This window comes from Niallia laureatilytica, from assembly GCF_046613985.1.
Classification (GTDB): domain Bacteria; phylum Bacillota; class Bacilli; order Bacillales; family Cytobacillaceae; genus Niallia.
In genome coordinates this window covers 221,667-240,291 of sequence record NZ_JBKKHP010000008.1, presented here as the reverse complement: position 1 = coordinate 240,291, position 18,625 = coordinate 221,667, and the positions used below count along the sequence as shown (strand labels likewise).

At 39.6% G+C, this 18,625-nt stretch carries 22 protein-coding genes; 7 read left to right on the top strand and 15 right to left on the bottom strand.

What is annotated here, in order from left to right:
- Positions 1–179 precede the first annotated feature (179 nt).
- Entirely contained in the window at positions 180–794 is a 615-nt protein-coding gene (locus tag ACLIJJ_RS19150; protein ID WP_233316388.1) for a TetR/AcrR family transcriptional regulator, read from the top strand.
- Positions 795–822: 28 nt separating this feature from the next.
- Here the strand turns inward: ACLIJJ_RS19150 and fabL are convergent, their stop codons facing one another.
- A complete protein-coding gene (gene fabL, locus ACLIJJ_RS19145; RefSeq protein ID WP_233316387.1) occupies positions 823–1,566 on the bottom strand; it encodes an enoyl-[acyl-carrier-protein] reductase FabL in 744 nt (247 codons plus the stop codon).
- Positions 1,567–1,682: 116 nt separating this feature from the next.
- On the opposite strand from fabL, the gene ACLIJJ_RS19140 reads away from it, so the two are divergent.
- Entirely contained in the window at positions 1,683–1,907 is a 225-nt protein-coding gene (locus ACLIJJ_RS19140) for a hypothetical protein (protein ID WP_233316386.1), read from the top strand.
- A 39-nt stretch (positions 1,908–1,946) separates the two neighbouring features.
- Here the strand turns inward: ACLIJJ_RS19140 and mutY are convergent, their stop codons facing one another.
- A complete protein-coding gene (gene mutY / locus ACLIJJ_RS19135; RefSeq protein WP_237940724.1) occupies positions 1,947–3,035 on the bottom strand; it encodes an A/G-specific adenine glycosylase in 1,089 nt (362 codons plus the stop codon).
- Between the two features lie 268 nt (positions 3,036–3,303).
- On the opposite strand from mutY, the gene ACLIJJ_RS19130 reads away from it, so the two are divergent.
- Complete coding sequence (locus ACLIJJ_RS19130) at positions 3,304–4,284, top strand: metal-dependent hydrolase (RefSeq protein WP_233316384.1); 981 nt, start codon at positions 3,304–3,306, stop codon at positions 4,282–4,284.
- Between the two features lie 38 nt (positions 4,285–4,322).
- On the opposite strand, the gene ACLIJJ_RS19125 is transcribed toward ACLIJJ_RS19130, so the two are convergent.
- Positions 4,323–4,592, bottom strand: a complete 270-nt coding sequence (locus ACLIJJ_RS19125) for a YfhJ family protein (protein ID WP_233316383.1) — start codon at positions 4,590–4,592, stop codon at positions 4,323–4,325.
- 107 nt (positions 4,593–4,699) lie between these two features.
- Here ACLIJJ_RS19125 and ACLIJJ_RS19120 point away from each other — a divergent pair, with 107 nt between their 5' ends.
- On the top strand, positions 4,700–4,849 hold the full coding sequence (locus ACLIJJ_RS19120) for a small, acid-soluble spore protein K (RefSeq protein ID WP_233316382.1): 150 nt from the start codon (positions 4,700–4,702) through the stop codon (positions 4,847–4,849).
- A gap of 41 nt (positions 4,850–4,890) precedes the next feature.
- On the opposite strand, the gene ACLIJJ_RS19115 is transcribed toward ACLIJJ_RS19120, so the two are convergent.
- Both ACLIJJ_RS19115 and recX read right to left on the bottom strand, forming a co-directional pair.
- Positions 4,891–5,205: a YfhH family protein gene (locus ACLIJJ_RS19115; RefSeq protein ID WP_411411479.1), complete on the bottom strand. Its 315-nt coding sequence runs from the start codon at positions 5,203–5,205 to the stop codon at positions 4,891–4,893.
- Positions 5,206–5,295: 90 nt separating this feature from the next.
- Positions 5,296–6,105, bottom strand: coding sequence for a recombination regulator RecX (gene recX / locus ACLIJJ_RS19110; protein WP_411411478.1), 810 nt, complete (start codon positions 6,103–6,105; stop codon positions 5,296–5,298).
- A 96-nt stretch (positions 6,106–6,201) separates the two neighbouring features.
- Here recX and ACLIJJ_RS19105 point away from each other — a divergent pair, with 96 nt between their 5' ends.
- Together ACLIJJ_RS19105 and ACLIJJ_RS19100 are read left to right on the top strand one after the other, a co-directional pair.
- On the top strand, positions 6,202–7,101 hold the full coding sequence (locus ACLIJJ_RS19105) for a TIGR01777 family oxidoreductase (protein WP_237940723.1): 900 nt from the start codon (positions 6,202–6,204) through the stop codon (positions 7,099–7,101).
- A 61-nt stretch (positions 7,102–7,162) separates the two neighbouring features.
- Complete coding sequence (locus ACLIJJ_RS19100) at positions 7,163–7,288, top strand: YfhE family protein (protein ID WP_411411477.1); 126 nt, start codon at positions 7,163–7,165, stop codon at positions 7,286–7,288.
- A 305-nt stretch (positions 7,289–7,593) separates the two neighbouring features.
- Here ACLIJJ_RS19100 and ACLIJJ_RS19095 read toward each other — a convergent pair whose 3' ends face one another.
- A complete protein-coding gene (locus ACLIJJ_RS19095; protein ID WP_233316377.1) occupies positions 7,594–7,776 on the bottom strand; it encodes a hypothetical protein in 183 nt (60 codons plus the stop codon).
- A gap of 224 nt (positions 7,777–8,000) precedes the next feature.
- Positions 8,001–9,068, bottom strand: coding sequence for an ATP-grasp domain-containing protein (locus ACLIJJ_RS19090; protein WP_233316376.1), 1,068 nt, complete (start codon positions 9,066–9,068; stop codon positions 8,001–8,003).
- Between the two features lie 228 nt (positions 9,069–9,296).
- Here ACLIJJ_RS19090 and ACLIJJ_RS19085 point away from each other — a divergent pair, with 228 nt between their 5' ends.
- Positions 9,297–10,355: a lactonase family protein gene (locus ACLIJJ_RS19085; RefSeq protein ID WP_411411476.1), complete on the top strand. Its 1,059-nt coding sequence runs from the start codon at positions 9,297–9,299 to the stop codon at positions 10,353–10,355.
- Between the two features lie 44 nt (positions 10,356–10,399).
- Here the strand turns inward: ACLIJJ_RS19085 and ACLIJJ_RS19080 are convergent, their stop codons facing one another.
- The 8 genes from ACLIJJ_RS19080 to ACLIJJ_RS19045 form a co-directional block, all read right to left on the bottom strand.
- Positions 10,400–11,110 carry an ABC transporter ATP-binding protein gene (locus tag ACLIJJ_RS19080; RefSeq protein WP_233316374.1) on the bottom strand — a complete coding sequence of 237 codons (711 nt, stop codon included), beginning with the start codon at positions 11,108–11,110 and terminating at the stop codon, positions 10,400–10,402.
- 13 nt (positions 11,111–11,123) lie between these two features.
- Complete coding sequence (locus ACLIJJ_RS19075) at positions 11,124–11,900, bottom strand: ABC transporter ATP-binding protein (protein ID WP_233316373.1); 777 nt, start codon at positions 11,898–11,900, stop codon at positions 11,124–11,126.
- On the bottom strand, positions 11,901–13,172 hold the full coding sequence (locus ACLIJJ_RS19070; protein WP_251646413.1) for a branched-chain amino acid ABC transporter permease: 1,272 nt from the start codon (positions 13,170–13,172) through the stop codon (positions 11,901–11,903).
- A gap of 9 nt (positions 13,173–13,181) precedes the next feature.
- Positions 13,182–14,159 (bottom strand): branched-chain amino acid ABC transporter permease, encoded by a 978-nt coding sequence (locus ACLIJJ_RS19065; protein WP_233316371.1) that lies wholly within the window; start codon positions 14,157–14,159, stop codon positions 13,182–13,184.
- A gap of 160 nt (positions 14,160–14,319) precedes the next feature.
- On the bottom strand, positions 14,320–15,516 hold the full coding sequence (locus ACLIJJ_RS19060) for a branched-chain amino acid ABC transporter substrate-binding protein (protein WP_233316370.1): 1,197 nt from the start codon (positions 15,514–15,516) through the stop codon (positions 14,320–14,322).
- 314 nt (positions 15,517–15,830) lie between these two features.
- The gene (locus tag ACLIJJ_RS19055) at positions 15,831–16,355 is read right to left on the bottom strand and encodes an acyl-CoA thioesterase (RefSeq protein WP_237940719.1); all 525 of its coding nucleotides are present in this window, start codon (positions 16,353–16,355) and stop codon (positions 15,831–15,833) included.
- A gap of 44 nt (positions 16,356–16,399) precedes the next feature.
- Positions 16,400–17,935 (bottom strand): sensor histidine kinase, encoded by a 1,536-nt coding sequence (locus tag ACLIJJ_RS19050; protein ID WP_411411475.1) that lies wholly within the window; start codon positions 17,933–17,935, stop codon positions 16,400–16,402.
- On the bottom strand, positions 17,874–18,563 hold the full coding sequence (locus ACLIJJ_RS19045) for a response regulator transcription factor (protein ID WP_237940717.1): 690 nt from the start codon (positions 18,561–18,563) through the stop codon (positions 17,874–17,876). Before ACLIJJ_RS19045 ends, ACLIJJ_RS19050 begins: the two co-directional genes overlap by 62 nt.
- Between the last annotated feature and the right edge of the window lie 62 nt (positions 18,564–18,625).

Sequence of the window (18,625 nt, the reverse complement as noted above, 5' to 3'; positions counted from 1 at the left end):
CCCCCTAAAAAATATGCTTACATATTCCTATAAAAAGTACTAGACTATTTGATGAATATGCTTAATTACAAATTAAATTTTACTCTTTTGTTCACAATTAACAATCATTAAGATATCATTAAGTGACTATTAGTTAGACACTTGCGATAAATCTGTCTATTTTCAGGGAGGTTTTTTTCATGGATCAAGAACATCCGGCAACAAATCGGCAAAACCGGACGAGAGAACATCTGAAGCAAGCATTAATAGAACTTATAAAAGAAAAAGGCTATCACGCTGTCACAGTTAAAAACATTGTGGACCATGCCTCCTATAACCGCAGCACTTTTTACATTCACTACCCTGATAAAATAGAACTGGCAGAAGATTTGCTTGTTTCAAAGCTGGAAGGTTTAGAAGCAGCAGTCGGCAAACCATACATGCATGGCCATAAATTTTATACAGAAAAGCTTAATCCGCAGTCTTTCAGTATCGTTGCTTACATATACAAAAACCGTAATTTTTTTGAGCTGATAAAGTATGAAGATACATTACCAGGATTACATACTAACTTCCCGCAGACTATTTTGAAAATCTATAAAGAGCAATTCATCTTTGATACAATTAACCATATTCCTGTTAACATGGATTATTTTAAACGCTATACGGCTTACGGCTTCTACGGGCTAATATTAAATTGGATTCGGGACGGCTTCAAGGAATCACAAGAAGAATTCATCAAAGAAGTAATTGAACTGACCAAGACTCATATTCAATCGTTTGAGTTTATTGGCAAATTAGCTCATAAACATTAGAAAGGACCGGAAGCCCCGGTCCTTTTCCTTATACTAATAAAGAGATTCCTCCATCGACAATAATTGTCTGCCCTCTTATCATACTTGCATCATCGCTAACTAAAAACATGACAGCATTCACCATATCATCTATTTCTACAATTCTGCCTGCAGGCGTTCTTTCTGCAGAATGATTTAACAGCTCTTCCCTGTTTGGGAATGACTTTAATGCCTCTGTATCAATCGCTCCACCAGAAACAGCATTAACTACAATATTCATTGGTGACAGTTCAACAGCTAAATACCTTGTCAATGCCTCCATTGCCGCCTTGCTCACACCTACTGTTGTATAGTTCTCTAAATATCGGATGGATCCTAATGAGCTGATGCTGACAATTTTCCCGCCGTCTTCCATTAGCCTTGCTGCCTCTTGCGCACAAAACAGCAGCGCCTTGCTGTTTATATTCATCGTCCAATCCCAATGTGATTCCTCAAGCTCCATAATTGGTCTCAGTACTCCAGATGCGGCATTGTTAATAAATACATCCAGTCTGCCAAATTCCTCCTTTATTTCAGTAAACATCGCTTTAATCTTGTCCACATCGCCGACATTCGCCCTTACTATAAGAGCCTTTCTGCCGAGTGCTCTGATTTCCTCTGCCGTTTCCTCTGCAGCCTTTTTGCTTCTTGCATAATTTATAACGATATCATAACCAGCTGCTGCGAGCTTCAGTGCTGTTGCTTTTCCAATCCCTCTAGAACTGCCTGTAATTAAAGCTACTTTATTTTCCATCTTTTTTACCAATCCCTTCCGTCATTATTTCGCTTCACATTTTACCTGTTCCATGCATAGTTCGCAATCAACAACAACACAATACTTATAGATAATAAGGGAAAGAAGGTGCTTATATGTATGTCGGCAGAGATATGACTGAACTGGCAATGATTGATAAATCTGAATGGAAAGACAGCGAACTCGCCTACTTTCATCATTCCTTGCAGCAAATGACCCAATACTTGAATGTGGAAGGTGTCTCTATCCATAGAAAAATTATCGAGGAAATCGAAAATCGCGGCGGGCTGAAAAGGCAGGAAGCCGATTGGACCCATGGCACAGAAGTCAGCTATGATTAAAATAAAAAATGCCTCTCCCAAAATAAGGGACAGGCATTTTTATTCTGCTTCAGGGATAAATTTGAGCATTTTCTGATGTGATACCGGAAAAGGATATGGTTCAATTTCCTTGGCATTCACTCTTTTTAATGTGTTTGTTTCTTCTTCAAGCTTGATAAGCTTCCCTTTATATACCGTAATCTGCCAGATAAGGTGTGAGAAAACATGTTCAATCCTTGTGATGCTTTCCTCCACTTCAATAGTTGCTCCATATCTGCTCAACATCTCTGCCTTTAACTGCTCTGCTTCACTTGTAAGTGTCTGCACTATTTCCATATTAGGAAACTCCCAAAGGTTGGCAAGCAATCCTTTATCTGGGCGTTTGTGAATTAAGGTTCTGCCATTTTCATCTGCTAATATGACTGCAGCTAGCTGAACTGTCTTCTGTTTTTTACTCTTTGTCTTTACTGGTAATTCACCTTGTGTGCCATCCATAAAAGCCTGGCAGTGCTCACGGACAGGACATAATAGACAGGAAGGAGATGTTGGTGTGCAAATAAGCGCTCCTAGCTCCATCAATGCTTGGTTAAAATAGGACGGATTTTCATGAGATATTAACATCCTCACAGCTTCCTCAAAGGTTTTTCGTGTTTTTGGCTTAGCGATATCTTCCCATATCGACAGAATTCTCGATAAAACCCGCATCACATTTCCATCTACGGCTGGTTCTGGTACACCGTAGGCAATGCTGAGAATCGCACCGGCAGTATATGGGCCCACTCCGCGCAATGTTGCTATTTCTGCTGGAGTATCCGGAACAACACCACCATACTTTTCTCGTACTTCCTTCACAGCACTATGTAAGTTCCTAGCACGAGAATAATATCCAAGTCCTTCCCAAGCCTTGAGCACTTTCTCCTCTTCTGCATCTGACAATGCATTAATGGACGGAAACAGTTCAATAAACCGGTTAAAATATGGAATAACAGTATCCACCTTCGTCTGCTGAAGCATGATTTCTGAAACCCAAACCTTATATGGATCCTTGTCCTTGCGCCAAGGAAGGTCACGCTGTTCTGCTATGAACCAATTAAGTAAGTCATCTCTAAATTGCTGTATGTCCAATTGGCTTTTTGCTTCTTCTTTCACTTTTACCCTCCACCATGTTAATATTTTGTGAAATGGGGAATAACATAAAATGTGTTCTTCTAACCCATTTTGGGCTTTTATGAAAACAATCCCAATGATAAGGTATAGATAATGTTTCTCTTTCACAAAGTAAACAGAGATAATTTTTTCAGTTAGTCTAAAATCAAAGTGTATCTTTACTGATAAAAAAAATAAAGCTATTTTTTATAGAAATTATTAGAGCATTATCCATTAATTGCTTATGCAAAATCAGGGAGGTAATTTATTTTTGGATACTGGGACACATGTAGTAATGGGATTAGCGCTAGGAGGCTTGGCGACTCTTGATCCAGCAGTTGCAGGAAGCCATGCGACAACAATAAGCGTGATGATTGCAACATTAGCCGGTTCTCAAGCTCCTGATGTCGATACTATATTAAAACTAAGAAATAACGCAGTATATATTCGTAATCACAGAGGTATAACTCATTCAGTTCCTGCTGTGGTACTATGGCCGCTAATAATTGTAGCTGTTTTATATCCGTTTTTTCCTGAAGCTAACTTGCTCCATTTATGGATGTGGACATTTATTGCCGTGTTCCTCCATGTATTCGTCGACATTTTCAATGCATATGGGACACAAGCTTTAAGACCATTTTCTTCTAAATGGGTAGCACTCGGTTTCATCAATACATTTGATCCAATTATTTTTGCTTTGCACGTAGTTGGTCTGTTTATTTGGGCTTTCGGAGCACCACCTGGATATACTTTCCTCGTGTTATATATCGTGTTGTTTTTTTACTATATACTCCGCTATCTGGCCCAAAGAAGGGTGAAGCATAAAGTAAAAGAAGTCATACCTGATGCAAACACTATCATCCTGTCTCCAACGATGAGATATGGCCATTGGCGTGTCGCCGTAATGACAGATGAGTATTTTTATGTCGGCAGAGCACATAACTATAAAATTGAAATTTATGACCAATTTAAGCGGATTGCCATTCCATCCACACCTGTGCTGGAAGCAGCAAAAACAGACAGCAACCTGTCTGCTTTCCTTTCCTTCTCCCCAGTATATCGCTGGGAAGTTACAGAGCTAGAGGATCAATATCAGGTCCGATTTATTGATTTGCGCTACCGCAGCAATGGGCATTATCCATTTGTCGCTGTCGTCCATCTCGATACAAATCTGAACATCATTTCCTCGTACACAGGCTGGATATTTAGTGAAGAGAAGCTTCAGAAGAAACTTGACATAATAACAAACTAATCTGCTTGCACAAAAAATCCAGCATCTGCTGGATTTTTTTAATGGAAGCTTCGCTTATTTTCAGCAAGAAAGTCTTTATACTTCGGATTTTCCGCTACAAATTCATGGAGATTTGGACCATAATTTTCTATCCATTGGCTTACAACCTTCTCCGTCATTTCTGCTCCTTTATAATCTCTTCCCGCCTTAGCATATGTTGTTTCAAAATCCTCCCACAGCAGCTCTACCCATGTCTGTGCCTGAATAACTGTTATACTTTCATTTATCTCAAGCAATCTGTCCACAAGTTTTTTTTGATAATCATACATGAAAACTACCTTCTTTCCTTATAATTAACGCTTATAGTTTGTTTAACTGATACAAATACTATTGATGTGCAAGTATATATTAAGAACTATAAAGGAGGAACAGCCCAATGGTTAAAGGGGTAGATAATATAAATGAGAACAAATTTGAAGGTGAGCCAAGAGCAAAACCAGAGTATGCATCTAAGAGAGCAGATGGCACAATTAATACCCATCCGCAAGAAAGAATGAATGCCTCATCACATAGACATAAACAATAAGAAGAAATTGGCATAAGAACGGTTGCCCGCTCTTATGCCTCTTATTTTTTCAATAAGGAGATGGGGATGCCTTCTTCTTGCCCTTCACCATTATCTCGCGTGCCCCACGCAAAAATACCATTCATATAATTAATCGTGAAATGCACGCCAGGATCTCCCTCAATTTCATACATTTCACCTTGTTTAAATTGATTCGGGTCGAGCAAATATGCTTTTGCCATTACGATTTTCCGTTCGAGCACGGCAAATTCATTGACGATGCCCAGTTGTTCTGCTTTTTTGGCCTTATCATTTAACTGGGCGATTTCAGACCGTAATTCATATTCAGACATCAAGCTGTACCTTTTCGTTTGCAATTGCTTCAGTTCCCCCTTCTCCTTCTATCTTGCTTTATTTTATATGACAAAAATGCTTTCAGCAAAAAAAATGAACTAGCGTGTTACGTGTTAATCTTCAAAGCTCTCCAATTCGTCCAGATATTTTTGAATTAACTCAATGGAAAAGCCTTTTCTGTATAAAAACTGCTTCATCTTCTGTTTAAATTCATAGCCTGTATATGCGGAAAATTTACGCTGAGCTTTTTCGCCGTGAACGCGTAATGCAGCTAGCTCATCTTCTTCACCTGTCTCGTCTAAGGAAAGCTTTACTTCCTTAATAACCGAACCTGGATAACCCTTTCTAGTCAAAGTCTGCTCTACCTTTTGCTTGGCCATTTTAAAGGAATTCTTCTTATTGCTGCTTAAAGCCTTGGCAGCAATTTTTTCGGCGTTTGCGAGCATAACATCAAAAGGAAGCTCCACTAACGCTTTGCTAATTAATTCATCTCCCAGTCCCTTTTCTCTTAATTCTCTTCTAATTAGTTCAGGACCCTTATCTGAAGTGTTTTTTTGTGTTCGTACATAGGAATAAGCATAATCCTCATCATCCAGAAACTTCATTTCGTAGAGCTTGCGAATGACTTCTGCGATGACTGTGTCTTCCTCGATTTTCATGCGCAAATGTGTTCGGACCTCTGCTTCTGTTCTCTTCATCCTTGTCAAATATCTAACAGCTGTATGATAGCCTTTGCGGATTTCATCACTGTACTGTATTTGATTTAATAAAAGAGGATCAAGTTCCATCCCTTTGCGGAGCTGATACTTCACTAGGATTGATTCATCAACACTGAATGCATACTCTTCCTTGCCGGCTTTTTCCGTAAAAAGATTATATCGGTCGCTTAAATTTTTCTGCCTCGTAATTTTACTGATTTTCATCCCATTTTTCCCCCTTTCTCTATAAGTCGTCTGGCTAGGATTCAAATACATGTCAATATTATAATAAAAAAGAAAATATTTAGGGAGGATTACACAATGAATTTCCTGATTGCTGGCGGAACCGGCTTGATCGGTAATGCTCTAATAAAGAGTTTAACGCAAAAAGGTCATGCTATCTATTGTTTGACTAGAAGCAAAAATCGGGAGAACAGCGGACAATTATTTTTTGTTAACTGGGATGATGCATTAACAAGCTCTTCTGCTGCACTTCCTGCACCTATCGATATTGTTATTAATCTTGCTGGTGAATCACTAAACAGCGGCCGCTGGACATCTGAACGAAAAGAAAGAATCGTCAAAAGCCGGGTAAAGTCAACAGACAGACTTCTATCTATCATCAGAGAGCTTCCAAACAGACCAAAGCTTTGGATGAACGCCAGTGCAATCGGTGTTTATGGAACTTCCTTAAGCATGAAATTTACAGAAGAGTCCAGTCTAGGCAATGATTTTCTTGCAGATACTGTAAAACAGTGGGAAGCACATGCTGCTCATGCAACAGAGCAGGACATCAGAACGGTTTTTTGTCGTTTCGGTCTTGTGCTTTCAGAAAAAGGGGGAGCTCTTCCGAAACTGCTTCTTCCCTATAAGTTATTTGCCGGCGGAAATTTAGGGAGTGGAAACCAGTGGGCATCTTGGATACATATTAAAGATGTTGTTGCCGCAATGGAGTTTATTATAAATAATAATTCTATTTCAGGTCCAGTTAATTTCACAGCACCAGCTCCAGTTAAGATGAGTATTCTAGGTAAAGCGATAGGCAGACAGCTCGGCCGTCCGCATTGGCTGCCAGTTCCAGCTCCTTTTCTTAAGCTGGCATTAGGAGAAATGAGTGTGCTAGTTGCAGAAGGGCAGCATGTTTTTCCCTCTGTCTTGACTAAACATGGCTATACCTTTACATATGAGACGATAGATTCTGCCATCGCCAGCCTCTGCTGATGTATCTTTCCAACAAGAATGGAGACAATAACATTATCTTCATTTAGAAAGGATGTCAGCAATGGATAAGAAAAAAGCATTCAAAGGGAAACCAAAGCTTTCCAGCATGCAAGAGGTCACATATCAGCATGAATTTAAAATGGCGGATAGAGCTGCAAGCAGACAATTCGACCAAGGAAAACAGTAAGTCAATAAATACATTACATGGTAAAGCTGGGGATAACTTTCTAACTTATGAAAGCATTTTCATTTTTTATGCTTACATATCCCAACTTATCCACAAATCCACTAGGATAACCACATTAAAACTGTGGATATTGTGAATAAATCTGTGGAATACCACTCTCCTATAGTTTTCGCATGTGTATAAGTAAGTGAATAAGTACGCTCTTTTTCCACAGGGTCTAAACATGAAAAAATCCACTAGCAATTGCTGGTGGATTTCGTTTTCTTAAATAATTAGTATAATTGCAGTAAATTTAAATGAATATATTAAATACTTCTGCCAGCAGATATCTCTTCCTGAAGCATTCTCAGTTTATCTTGATAGTAACAGTACTTTTGGAAATAGAGATTTCTATCTAAACCTAATGCCGCTTTATTTGATTTTTGTGAGTACTTGTTGATAAGCCTTGCATAATATCGCATTTTTAGTGTTTGGATAATGGCATCCACTGGTATTCCTCCCAAGTATTTTTTGTTCTCTATAAAGAACCTATAAGCAAAAAAATATTACCTTTACAGACAATTTCTTTATAAAGAACAAATTTTGTTTGTTATAAAGTGTTAATAAATTAATAATACGTCGATACGTTCGTTATGTCAATAACTTTTGTTTCTTATAAAGAACCGTTTGTTATTTTGAAAAAAACCCCAGTTTAACCGAGGTTTTTCTTGCCTTACATATGCACAATTTTTGTGTAGAAAGCATTATCTTTTAACACTATTTCCTTTTCTAAATAGCTTGATTTAATACCAAAGTGAGGCTGAAAATATTTAATTGCCTTTCTTCCCTCTATTAAAAGCTTTATTGCCCTGTATGGCATATTAATTCCTGCTAAGCAGCTGTAATGAAGGCCGCCTGACATTCTTGGATTGATTTCAAGCAGCTTCGGTATACCGTTTTGATATTTCACTTGGATATTATAGATAAACGGGATTTTAAGGGCTTCATTTATTTCTTTTGCCAGCTTTAAGAGCAATGGATTGTCCTCCAGCTCCCTGAGCCTGCCTTTTCCCTTTTTTCTTGGGATAGCAGCCATCAATTTACCTTCATACGACAGACAGTCAATGCTGTACTCATATCCATCTAAATATTCTAGCACCATCAAAGGCGGAAAGGATTCCTGCTGCTTCAATATTTGATACGCTGAATCCAAGGATATATTAGCACTAATCCCTTGATAGAAAAGCTCATCAATGGAATCAAGCTTTTCCTGAATAACTCTGAAGCCGTTCCCTCCCTCTCCAATAACAGGTTTAAAGCAGACTTTATGACCTTTTTCTTTTAATGTAAAATATGCTTTCTTGAATTCCTCAGCAGTGTTAACAATCTCATAATCAGGTATGTTCACCGCGGTTTTAAGTACCGGATGCTCACTCATCAGCTTATATGTAGCTTCCTTATCATCAAGAACCTCCATCAGTGAAGAATCAGGACATACAAGAACCTTTACGCCAAGCTCCTCAAACTTGTGGAGATTTTTTGAAATAAGTACATTCTCTTTTCGTGGAACAAATATATTTATGCGATGAATTTTGCAAAAGCGCAAACAAAATTCAATATAATCTTCCCCGCTAATATCTGGTTCGATAAATGCTGCATCACAGTAGCTTAAATATAATGCATGCTCATTAATGGAGGTGCCATACACCTCAAAATCATTTCCGTCAGCATTGTATTTGATCATGTCAATAAAGTGAGCAGCTGTTGTGAACCAATGATTAAACCATATTTTTTTCTTCATTTCTCTATCCTTTCCATAATACAAACATTGCAATTATCTCTCTCAAACTACTAGTATGCTCATGATTTTTTTATTTATACGCTAGACTAAGAAGGCTTGATATTACGCCTTTTCTACACTGCTGTACGTTTGAATTTTCTCTCTATTTGCATTTTAGAAGCTTCTTTATTAGTGAGTGGGCTTACAATTTGCTATAATATATTTAAATCTTTTAAAGGAGACTTGTTCATGACAAATTCAAAGAAGTTTATAGGATATGTAGGTACATATACAAAGTCAACTAGTAAAGGAATTTATTCCTTCGTGCTTGATACAGAGGAAAAGAAAATTTCGAATGTAGAACTGGCTGCAGAATTAGAGAACCCGACATACGCAACAATTTCTAAAGATAATAAGTTCCTATATGCTGTAGGTAAGGAAGGCTCACTTGGAGGAGTTGCCGCTTATAGTGTTGACCCTACTACTGGAAAGCTTGAATTCATTAACAAGCAGTTCACTGAAGGCGCTTCCCCTTGTCATGTTAGCGTAGATGAAAACAAAAGCTATACACTTACTGGAAATTACCATAAAGGAACAGTCGAGGCATACCCACTAAATACTGATGGAGCTGTTCAAGAATTGGCTGCAAAAGTTGAGCATACAGGCACTGGTCCAAATACAGCGAGACAAGAAAAGCCGCATATGCACTTCTCAGGCTTTACACCAGATGAGCGTTTTGTCGTTTCTGTTGACCTTGGTATCGATAAAGTTGAAACTTATAAGCTGACAGACGGCCAATTGGAAACAGTTTGCAGCCTATCAGTTAAACCTGGAAGCGGACCAAGACATATTGCATTCCACCCGAATGGCAAATTCGCTTATGTGATGACTGAATTAAGCAATGAAGTTATCACATTATCTTATAACAGCGAAACAGGCGAATTGAAAGATTTGCAATATATCTCTGCATTGCCGATCGACTTTACTGAAAACAGCCAAGGTAGCGCAATTCACCTATCATCTGACGGCAAGTTTGTCTATGCTGGAAACCGCGGCCATAACTCTATTGCCCTTTTTAGCGTTAACAGCGAAACAGGAACATTGACTTTTATCGAGCATACTTCAACAGAAGGAAACTGGCCTCGTGATTTTGTGCTTGATCCAACTGAAAAGTTCATCGTAGCTTCAAATGAGCAATCGGACACACTTACATTGTTTGAAAGAGATGAAGCAACAGGCAAGCTGACATTGCTTCAATCAGAAATTCATGCTCCAGAACCAGTTTGTGTAAAATTCTTGAACTATTAATGCAGTAAAAAACCAAAAGAGATTTCAATCTCTTTTGGTTTTTTTTACGCTAAGTATGCTTCTTGAACTTGTTTGTTAGAAATAAGTTCCTCCCCATATCCTTCCAGAACAATTCCCCCGGTCTGAATGACATAACCTCTATTTGCGATTTGCAGTGCCTGAAAAGCGTTTTGCTCTACCAATAAAATCGTCATTCCGTCTCGGTTAAGCTCCTTAATAATTTCAAAAATCTGTTCAACAATAATAGGCGCAAGACCCATGGATGGTTCATCAAGCATCAGCAGCTCTGGCTGCATCATTAAGGCACGGCCAATTGCGAGCATTTGCTGCTCACCGCCGCTCATCGTTCCTCCTTTCTGGTCTATCCGCTCTTTCAGTCTCGGAAAATACTCAAACACTTTTTTTATTCTTGTTTCAATCAGTGACTTATCCTTTACAGCAAAGGCGCCAATAAGCAGGTTTTCCTTCACTGTCAGCTTAGGAAATATCCTTCTTCCCTCTGGAACTTGGGAAATTCCTAATATCGCACTTTTGTGTGCAGCAATGTTAGTAATCATCTTTTCCTTGTAAATAATGCTTCCTCTTTTGACAGGTACCTGCCCGCTGATTGACTTTAATGTCGTAGATTTTCCAGCCCCATTGCTGCCGATTAATGTAATAATTTCTCCATAGTTTACATGGAGACTGATGCCCTTTAATGCTTGGATGCCTCCATAAGATGCCTCTACCTCGACTAATTCTAATATTTTATCCATGTTAATTCCCCCCTTATGCAAGTGATACGGCACCTTTTCCTAAGTATGCTTCAATTACTTTCGGATTGGATCTGATATCCTCAGGCCTACCTTCAGCAATCTTTTCTCCATGGTCTAAAACGATGATATGATTAGAAATTTCCATAACAAGCTTCATATCATGTTCAATCAGAATGATAGTCAAGTCGAGCTTTGCGCATATATCCTGGATTAAATCAGTTAAGAGGGCCGTCTCTTTTGGATTCATGCCTGCAGCTGGTTCATCTAAAAGCAGTACACTTGGATTTGTTGCAAGGGCGCGGGCGATCTCCAGCCTTCTTTGCGCACCATAAGACAGATTTCCGGCACTTTCATTCACTGCATCTGCAAGGCCGACATATTCAAGCAGTCTGTATGCCTCCCTTTTAGCTTCCTCCTCCTCCTGTCTTGCACTCGGCAGCTGCAGTAAAGTGCCGATAATATTTCCCTTAATTCGGTTATGCATCCCAATAAGAACATTCTCTAGCACTGTTATCTCACTGAAAAGGCGGATGTTTTGAAATGTCCTTGAAATTCCGTGCTTGGCAACAACATGCGGCTTTAAACCGGCAATTTGCTTACCATTCAACATAATTGAACCTTTTGTCGGCTTGTAGACTCCTGTTATCATATTAAAAAAAGTTGTTTTACCTGCCCCATTTGGACCTATAACTGCTGTAATTGTATTCTTTTCCACCGCCATATCAATATTAGCATTCGCAATTAAGCCGCCGAATGTTTTCGTCAAGCCTGTCACCTCAAGAATATTCATTTATATATCCCTCCTTGCGACTGGTATTTTTGATTCCAGGTTTGTGTCTACCTTTTCCGGAGATTTCAGTTTGTTTACATCAAACCGGATGTTTTTTGCTGGAATCAGCCCTTGCGGACGGTATAATGTCATAACTACAAGCAATATTCCAAAGATAAAACGCTGCATTTTAACAGGCGATAATGCATCAGGAATAGTAACAACTTGGCTGAGCCAGCCTGTAATTTCTGTCAGTACTTGCAAATTAAGAATAGTGACAACTGCTGCTCCTAAAATAACACCAGGCACACTGCCCATCCCACCAAGGATGACCATCACCAGAATGGTTGTCGATTCCAGATATGTGAAGCTTGTCGGATCAATAAACATCTGTTTTGCGGCAAAAACAACACCCATCATTCCTGAAAAGGAGGCTCCAATCGCAAATGCAGTCAGCTTTGTTTTTACAAGGGGGATCCCCATCGCCTGTGCGGCAATCTCATTTTCTCTGACTGCTTTCCATGACCGTCCCAGCTTCGTATGCTCTAGTTTTGTCACAGCGTAAATGACAAAAAGAAACATTACTAGAACAACATAATAATATTGATTAGGAAAGATAAGAGTTATACCAAATATTTCCGGCGGGCTGATGCTGGCAAGACCCATTGCTCCGTTCGTTATATTGACAGGCTTATCAAGGTTATTAAAGACAATCCGGATGATTTCTCCAAAGCCTAATGTGACAATTGCTAGATAATCACCTTTCACACGAAGAACTGGTATTCCTAATAAGACACCAAACAATGCGGCCACAAACAAGCCAATAATAATAAATATCCAAAAGCTGTTACCTGAAAGAGGATATTCACCGAACGGCATGAAGTTAGAAGCCTGTACTGTCGCAAATATCCCATATGTATAAGCACCAACTGCAAAAAATGCAACAAATCCTAGGTCAAGGAGACCAGCTAGACCAACGACAATATTTAAACCAAGGGCCATGCATACATAAATCCCGACCATTGTTGCTACTTCCATATAAGATTGGTATGTTGGTCCCTGACTTGCCGCATATGGAAGGATGAAACCTAAGATAACTAATCCTGCTGCCCATTTCCACTTATTGCCGAAGTTCATGAAATAGAGAATTAGCAATGAAAGCAGCAAAAGCAAAAAAGCTGTGACAGATTTCTGGGCAAGATAAAGGCTTGCACTTGTTACAGATACATAGAAGAAAAAGAGAATGCCTTGGGCAAGTTTGCTTGTTTTTAATGTGGTCATGAAATTTGCCATTATACCCACCTACACTTTCTCGGCTACGGCTTTGCCAAATAAGCCTTCTGGTTTAAATATCAACACAATGATCAGTATGGCAAATGCTGCAACATCCTTGTATTCTGCACCTAATATTCCATCTGTAATGACCGACAGGTTTGCGGCTGTAAACATTTCAATTAGACCAATAAGCAATCCCCCTACCATTGCACCGCGAATATTGCCAATCCCGCCAAGTACTGCTGCAGTAAAAGCCTTCAAGCCTAAAATGAATCCAATATAAGGATCAATCGTCCCATATTGGACAGCAAATAGTACTCCTGTCGCACCGCCTAATGCAGATCCGACAAAAAAGGTGACAGAAATAACTTTATTCACATTGATAGACATGAGTGATGCAGTGTCCCTGTCCTGGGCGACAGCTCGCATTGCCATCCCCCATTTAGTTTTGTTAACAAAGAAGTCAAGACCAACCATTAAAATAACAGCAACAATAATAACAACAAGAAAAGAGGTTTTGAAGCTCGCATTGTTAGCACCTAAAAGGGAGCCCACTTGATGCTGCCCTGAGAATAAGGAAGGAGTGTTCAGGATATAGTTGCCTTTGTACAGCTCTGTGATAAAACGGACAATATCCTGCAAAAGAAAGGAAATACCGATTGCGGATATCAAGGCAATCAATTTGGGAGCCTTCCTTAACGGACGGTAAGCAACTCTTTCCATTCCCATCCCCATTAATCCCGTAATCAAGCTTGTGATGACAAGCATAATAATTAAAGACAAGACCGCCGGAAGCATGGAGGTCCAGCCAAGGCTTGTCAATACAATCAGCACTGCTGTTCCGACAAATGCTCCTGTCATGAAAATTTCGCCATGAGCAAAGTTAATCAGTTCTAAAATCCCGTAAACCATCGTATAGCCTAAAGCGATAACGGCATAAACCGCTCCTAAAGCAAGACCGTCAATTAAAACTTGCGGCAATGTTTGCAACACTTCTGTCAGCATATTCTTCCCCACACTTTTATAGTTTTTTTATTGAAAGATAAGGGCAGTCCCCTATGTAGTAATTGAAACGAAAAAGGGTATGAACACTCATACCCTTTTTCTAAAAATATGCCGTCCTTTTCTAGAAGATTGGCACATCTTTTAAAAGAATTTGCAAGGCTTATTGAGAGATCTCACCGTCTAATGTTGCCGGGTAAGAAGCTTCATCAAATTTATAAATGAATATTTTAGCGTACTTGTTATCTCCTTTTTCATCAAAGCCTACCTCTGTTACAACACCTTTATAATCCTGTGTTCCGCGTACTGCCTCTGTCACTGCCTCTCGTGTAGGCATTTTGCCGTCATTTTCTTCAATGGCTTTTTCAATGCCTGCAAGCAAAACCCCGGCACTGTCATAAGCATATGCTGAATATGATTCAATTGATTTATTAAAGGCTGCTTTATAGTCGTCCGCAAACTTTGTGCCTTCTTCTGTTTTTGTCGTATCGCCTGCAACAGATGTCAGGAATGTGTTTTTGACAGCGTCACCGGCAATTTCAACAAATGCAGATGAATCAAGGCCGTCTCCACCCATAAATGGAATATCTAGGCCTTTTTCACGAGCTTGCTTTACAAGGATGCCACCCTCGGCATACAGCCCTCCATAATAAATCATGTCCGGCTGTTTAGAAGTAACTTGATTTAGAACTCCATTGAAGTCCTTCTCCCCGACCGTGATTCCCTCAAATCCTACAATTTCAGCTCCCATCTCCTCTGCAGCACCTCTAAAGGCTTCAGCCAATCCTGAGCCATAAGCGGTTTTGTCTTGAATAATAAATATTTTCTTTGCTCCTAATGTGTTTATCGCATATTCAGCACCAGCTGGGCCTTGGAAGTCATCACGGGCAACTACTCGGCTGACTGTCTCCAAGTTACGGTCCGTAAAATCTGTTGCTGTACTTGCAGGAGAAATACTGATAAGTTTATTATTTTCATACACTTCAGATGCTGGGATGGACACACCTGAATTTAAATGGCCGACAACACCTAGCACCGCTTGGTCTGCTGCTACCAGCTGAGCATTAGCCACCCCTTTTTTCGGATCGCCTTGGTCATCTTGTGCCTCCAGCTTCAGCTCGAAGCCCAAATCAGCGAATTTGTCCTGTTGCTGATCGATTGCCAATTGTGCTCCCAGCTTGATCGCTTCCCCTAATGTGGCACTTCCGCCAGATAGAGGTGATTGTGTAACAATCTTAATTACCTGTTTTCCTCCATCACTGTCTCCTGAGGAGTCAGAGCTGGAAGAAGCACATCCACTTAAAAACCCAAGTGCTAAAGTAGCTGTCATTGCGATTGATAATGCCTTTTTGGATAACATAGTTCTCCTCCTATTTGCTATGTACTTTTTTAAAGCGGTATTGCAAACAGATAACCTCTTCTGGCAGATGTGCCATCATTAGCTATACTTATGTAAGGATTATAATCTCGGATGAAACAAGTGTCTTTCATATTGTCAGATAATCTAACGGCATATTTTCAAAATTTTTTTATTTCCAGACATATGTTTTATTTCTCGAAATAACTGGTCTTTTCTTTACTTCTTTCCATTTAATAAAACAAGCTTCCCATTGTGCTTATCAACATTGTTAAACACAAAAAAACAGAAGGCTTATTTCGCCTTCTGTTTTTCATTTAAATCCACGGAGCATCTGTTTTAACCACTTTCGCAAATGCTTTGCTGTGCTCTCTTCTGTCTTTTCTTACTCTAACCCGCTGTTCTGCTGTATTAAAAAGCATATGCTCTTCCTCAGATTGAGGAACTACCTGTGGAATCCTTGTTGGCTTTCCTTCCTCATCAAGAGCTACAAATGTCAAAAATGACGTTGCGGCAAGCTTGCGTTCACCTGTTTTTAAATTTTCTGCCACCACTTTCACAAATACCTCCATTGAGGATCTGCCTGTATGTGTGACATAAGACTCAAGGCAAACCGAATCAGTCGGCCTTATCGGAATTAAAAAATCAACGGAATCGGTGGAAGCTGTAACGACATTGCTTCTAGAATGTCTTGAAGCACTAATTGATGCTACATCGTCAATATAGCTCATCAGCTTTCCGCCAAATAAAGAATTATGATTATTTGTATCAATCGGAAAGATTCTGCTTGTCTTTACTACTAATGAATCTTTGCAAAATTTCTCTTTGGGCATATTCAACATGCTGCACTCCTTTTGATGCCTTTCATGACGGGAAGATAAATATTTTAGTTGCTTTCTTCTTTCCATAATGGCAATTTCAATAAAAACATTGTAGTAGAACCATTGGATTTTTGTAAAGATAAAAGCCCTCCAAGCGCTTTTGCCAAAAGCAGGCTGTATGGCAATCCTAATCCAAGTCCACGCTCTACGTCCTTCTTGTTTTTTCCCCTGTAGAAGCGCTCAAAAATAAAATGCTGCTCCTCAACAGGAATACCATATCCATTATCCTCGACCGTAATTAAGACGTTGTCATTGTCATATTTAAGGCTGACTGACAGTTCTGCATCAGCCTTGCCTTTAATGGCATGAAGGCTGTTATTAAGCAGATTGACCACGATTTGCTGCAAGCGGACACTGTCGATATTGGCGAACACTTGCTTTTCCATACTAGTATAGGTTACCTTCACATCTTTTAACGCATCTGCATGGACAATTTCCCACTGATAGATAATTTCTTTAACAGCTGCTTGAATATTTGTCTTCTCGAAATGGACTCTAATAGATCCTGCACTAAAGCTGTTAAAATCAAGGAGATCCTCCACCATGCTCTGCAGCCGTTTCGCTTCCTTTAAGCTCATCGCTAAAAACTCTTTTTTTCTGTCATCTGTAATAATATTATCATTCACAGCTTGAACGAGGGCGCTAATAGAAGTAATTGGTGTTTTCAGCTCATGCGTCACACCTGCGAGAAGCTGTGTCCGCAGTCCCTCTAATGTTTGCAGCCTCTTCGTCATTTCATTAAAGGATAATACGAGCTGATGCAGCTCCTTTTCCTGAACATCTTCGTTGAGTCGAATATCATAATTGCCATTCATTAAGTTTTGTGCCGCATTTGCGACTTCCTCCACAGGCTTTGCCAGCTTCTTTGACAAAGAGTAGATTACAAGCCACCCAAGGATGGCAAGACCTGTCAGAAGAAGACCAAGTAATTGATATTCCTCTGTATTAATGCGGAGCTGATCATGGGGCTGGATAATATACACGTTTCCCGCCAACTTATCGCCTTTCAAGATAGGGGCAATTACAACAGATGCCTTTCTGTTATCGCTTAAGGTGATTGTCTCCACAGTTAAATCTTCCACCATATCCAAATCTTCAATCGCAGATGCTTGATCCGTATTATTTGGAGCAGGCTCCTTCATTTCTGACTGAGGGCTGTTCGGCGCCATGTCCTGCATAGGAGAAAGGAGATTTACCTCACCTGATTCAGCCTTAATATAAATGCTCATTGGCTGATAGATGCTTTGCGAATCCTGCCTGTCCTGCATAAATGGAAACCTGACGTCCCAGATATTTTCTAAATCTTCATCGCCTGCTCTTCCTGCTATTTCTTGGGCAACGAACTTCGTCAATTCAAGCCTGTTCGCCAAGGCATTATGGCGGATCCAGAGAATGGAAACTACTCCGATGATGACAAGTCCGACTATTAATGTAAATAAATATCGTTTTGTCCAATAATATAGAAGGGGTGTTTTTTCTTTATTTTTTTTCTTGAATATAGAATTGATAGCCGAGTCCGCGTAATGTTTTAATTTCCCCATATTCTGCATCCCATCCATTCAATAATTTCCTAATTCTTTTAATCGCTAAATCCACCGCCCTGTCACTGCCATCATAATCACTGCCCCATACGTGGTCCAGCAGCTGATCTCTTGTGAAAGTCTGGTTTGGGTTGCCAGCCAAAAAGAGCAGTACAGACAAATCTCTCGGTGTAAACGGAACTTCAATTCCATTTAAAAACACTTGGTGTGATAGATTATTTATTTTCAAGTTTCCATAATAAGTGACATCTTCCTCTGCCTGATATTGCGGGGAGCGGCGCAAAACAGCATGCACCCTTGCTATTACCTCTTCCGCTACAAATGGCTTCGTTATATAATCGTCCGCTCCTGTGTCAAAGCCTTTCAGCTTTTGATCTGTATCGGAAAGTGCAGTAAGCATAATGACAGGACATGCACTTTTTTTGCGGATATGGCCAAGCACTTCCCAGCCATCCATATGGGGCATCATAACATCAAGAAGAACCAATGCCGGCACTGTTTCTTCTATTTTATCTAACGCCTCTTGTCCATTGTATGCATAGCTCACCGCAAAACCTTCCTTCTCAAGGTAAGCTCCAAGCACCATGCTTATTGCCAATTCATCTTCAACAATTAATATATGCTTCATCTCTAATTAGTCCTTTTGTTTTTTACTCATTATACAAGAATAAAGGGATAAAAAACTATCAC

Excerpts from the sequence above, each read along its gene's own strand:
- ACLIJJ_RS19080 (WP_233316374.1), bottom strand. The coding sequence starts at position 11,110 with ATGGATAAAATATTAGAATTAGTCGAGGTAGAGGCATCTTATGGAGGC.
- ACLIJJ_RS19100 (WP_411411477.1), top strand. The coding sequence starts at position 7,163 with ATGGATAAGAAAAAAGCATTCAAAGGGAAACCAAAGCTTTCCAGCATG.
- ACLIJJ_RS19150 (WP_233316388.1), top strand. The coding sequence starts at position 180 with ATGGATCAAGAACATCCGGCAACAAATCGGCAAAACCGGACGAGAGAA.
- ACLIJJ_RS19050 (WP_411411475.1), bottom strand. The coding sequence starts at position 17,935 with ATGGGGAAATTAAAACATTACGCGGACTCGGCTATCAATTCTATATTC.
- recX (WP_411411478.1), bottom strand. The coding sequence starts at position 6,105 with ATGAAAATCAGTAAAATTACGAGGCAGAAAAATTTAAGCGACCGATAT.
- ACLIJJ_RS19090 (WP_233316376.1), bottom strand. The coding sequence starts at position 9,068 with ATGAAGAAAAAAATATGGTTTAATCATTGGTTCACAACAGCTGCTCAC.
- ACLIJJ_RS19140 (WP_233316386.1), top strand. The coding sequence starts at position 1,683 with ATGTATGTCGGCAGAGATATGACTGAACTGGCAATGATTGATAAATCT.
- ACLIJJ_RS19125 (WP_233316383.1), bottom strand. The coding sequence starts at position 4,592 with ATGTATGATTATCAAAAAAAACTTGTGGACAGATTGCTTGAGATAAAT.
- fabL (WP_233316387.1), bottom strand. The coding sequence starts at position 1,566 with ATGGAAAATAAAGTAGCTTTAATTACAGGCAGTTCTAGAGGGATTGGA.
- ACLIJJ_RS19085 (WP_411411476.1), top strand. The coding sequence starts at position 9,297 with ATGACAAATTCAAAGAAGTTTATAGGATATGTAGGTACATATACAAAG.
- ACLIJJ_RS19060 (WP_233316370.1), bottom strand. The coding sequence starts at position 15,516 with ATGTTATCCAAAAAGGCATTATCAATCGCAATGACAGCTACTTTAGCA.
- ACLIJJ_RS19120 (WP_233316382.1), top strand. The coding sequence starts at position 4,700 with ATGGTTAAAGGGGTAGATAATATAAATGAGAACAAATTTGAAGGTGAG.
- ACLIJJ_RS19065 (WP_233316371.1), bottom strand. The coding sequence starts at position 14,159 with ATGCTGACAGAAGTGTTGCAAACATTGCCGCAAGTTTTAATTGACGGT.
- ACLIJJ_RS19045 (WP_237940717.1), bottom strand. The coding sequence starts at position 18,563 with ATGAAGCATATATTAATTGTTGAAGATGAATTGGCAATAAGCATGGTG.
- ACLIJJ_RS19075 (WP_233316373.1), bottom strand. The coding sequence starts at position 11,900 with ATGAATATTCTTGAGGTGACAGGCTTGACGAAAACATTCGGCGGCTTA.
- ACLIJJ_RS19070 (WP_251646413.1), bottom strand. The coding sequence starts at position 13,172 with ATGGCAAATTTCATGACCACATTAAAAACAAGCAAACTTGCCCAAGGC.
- ACLIJJ_RS19105 (WP_237940723.1), top strand. The coding sequence starts at position 6,202 with ATGAATTTCCTGATTGCTGGCGGAACCGGCTTGATCGGTAATGCTCTA.
- ACLIJJ_RS19055 (WP_237940719.1), bottom strand. The coding sequence starts at position 16,355 with ATGTTGAATATGCCCAAAGAGAAATTTTGCAAAGATTCATTAGTAGTA.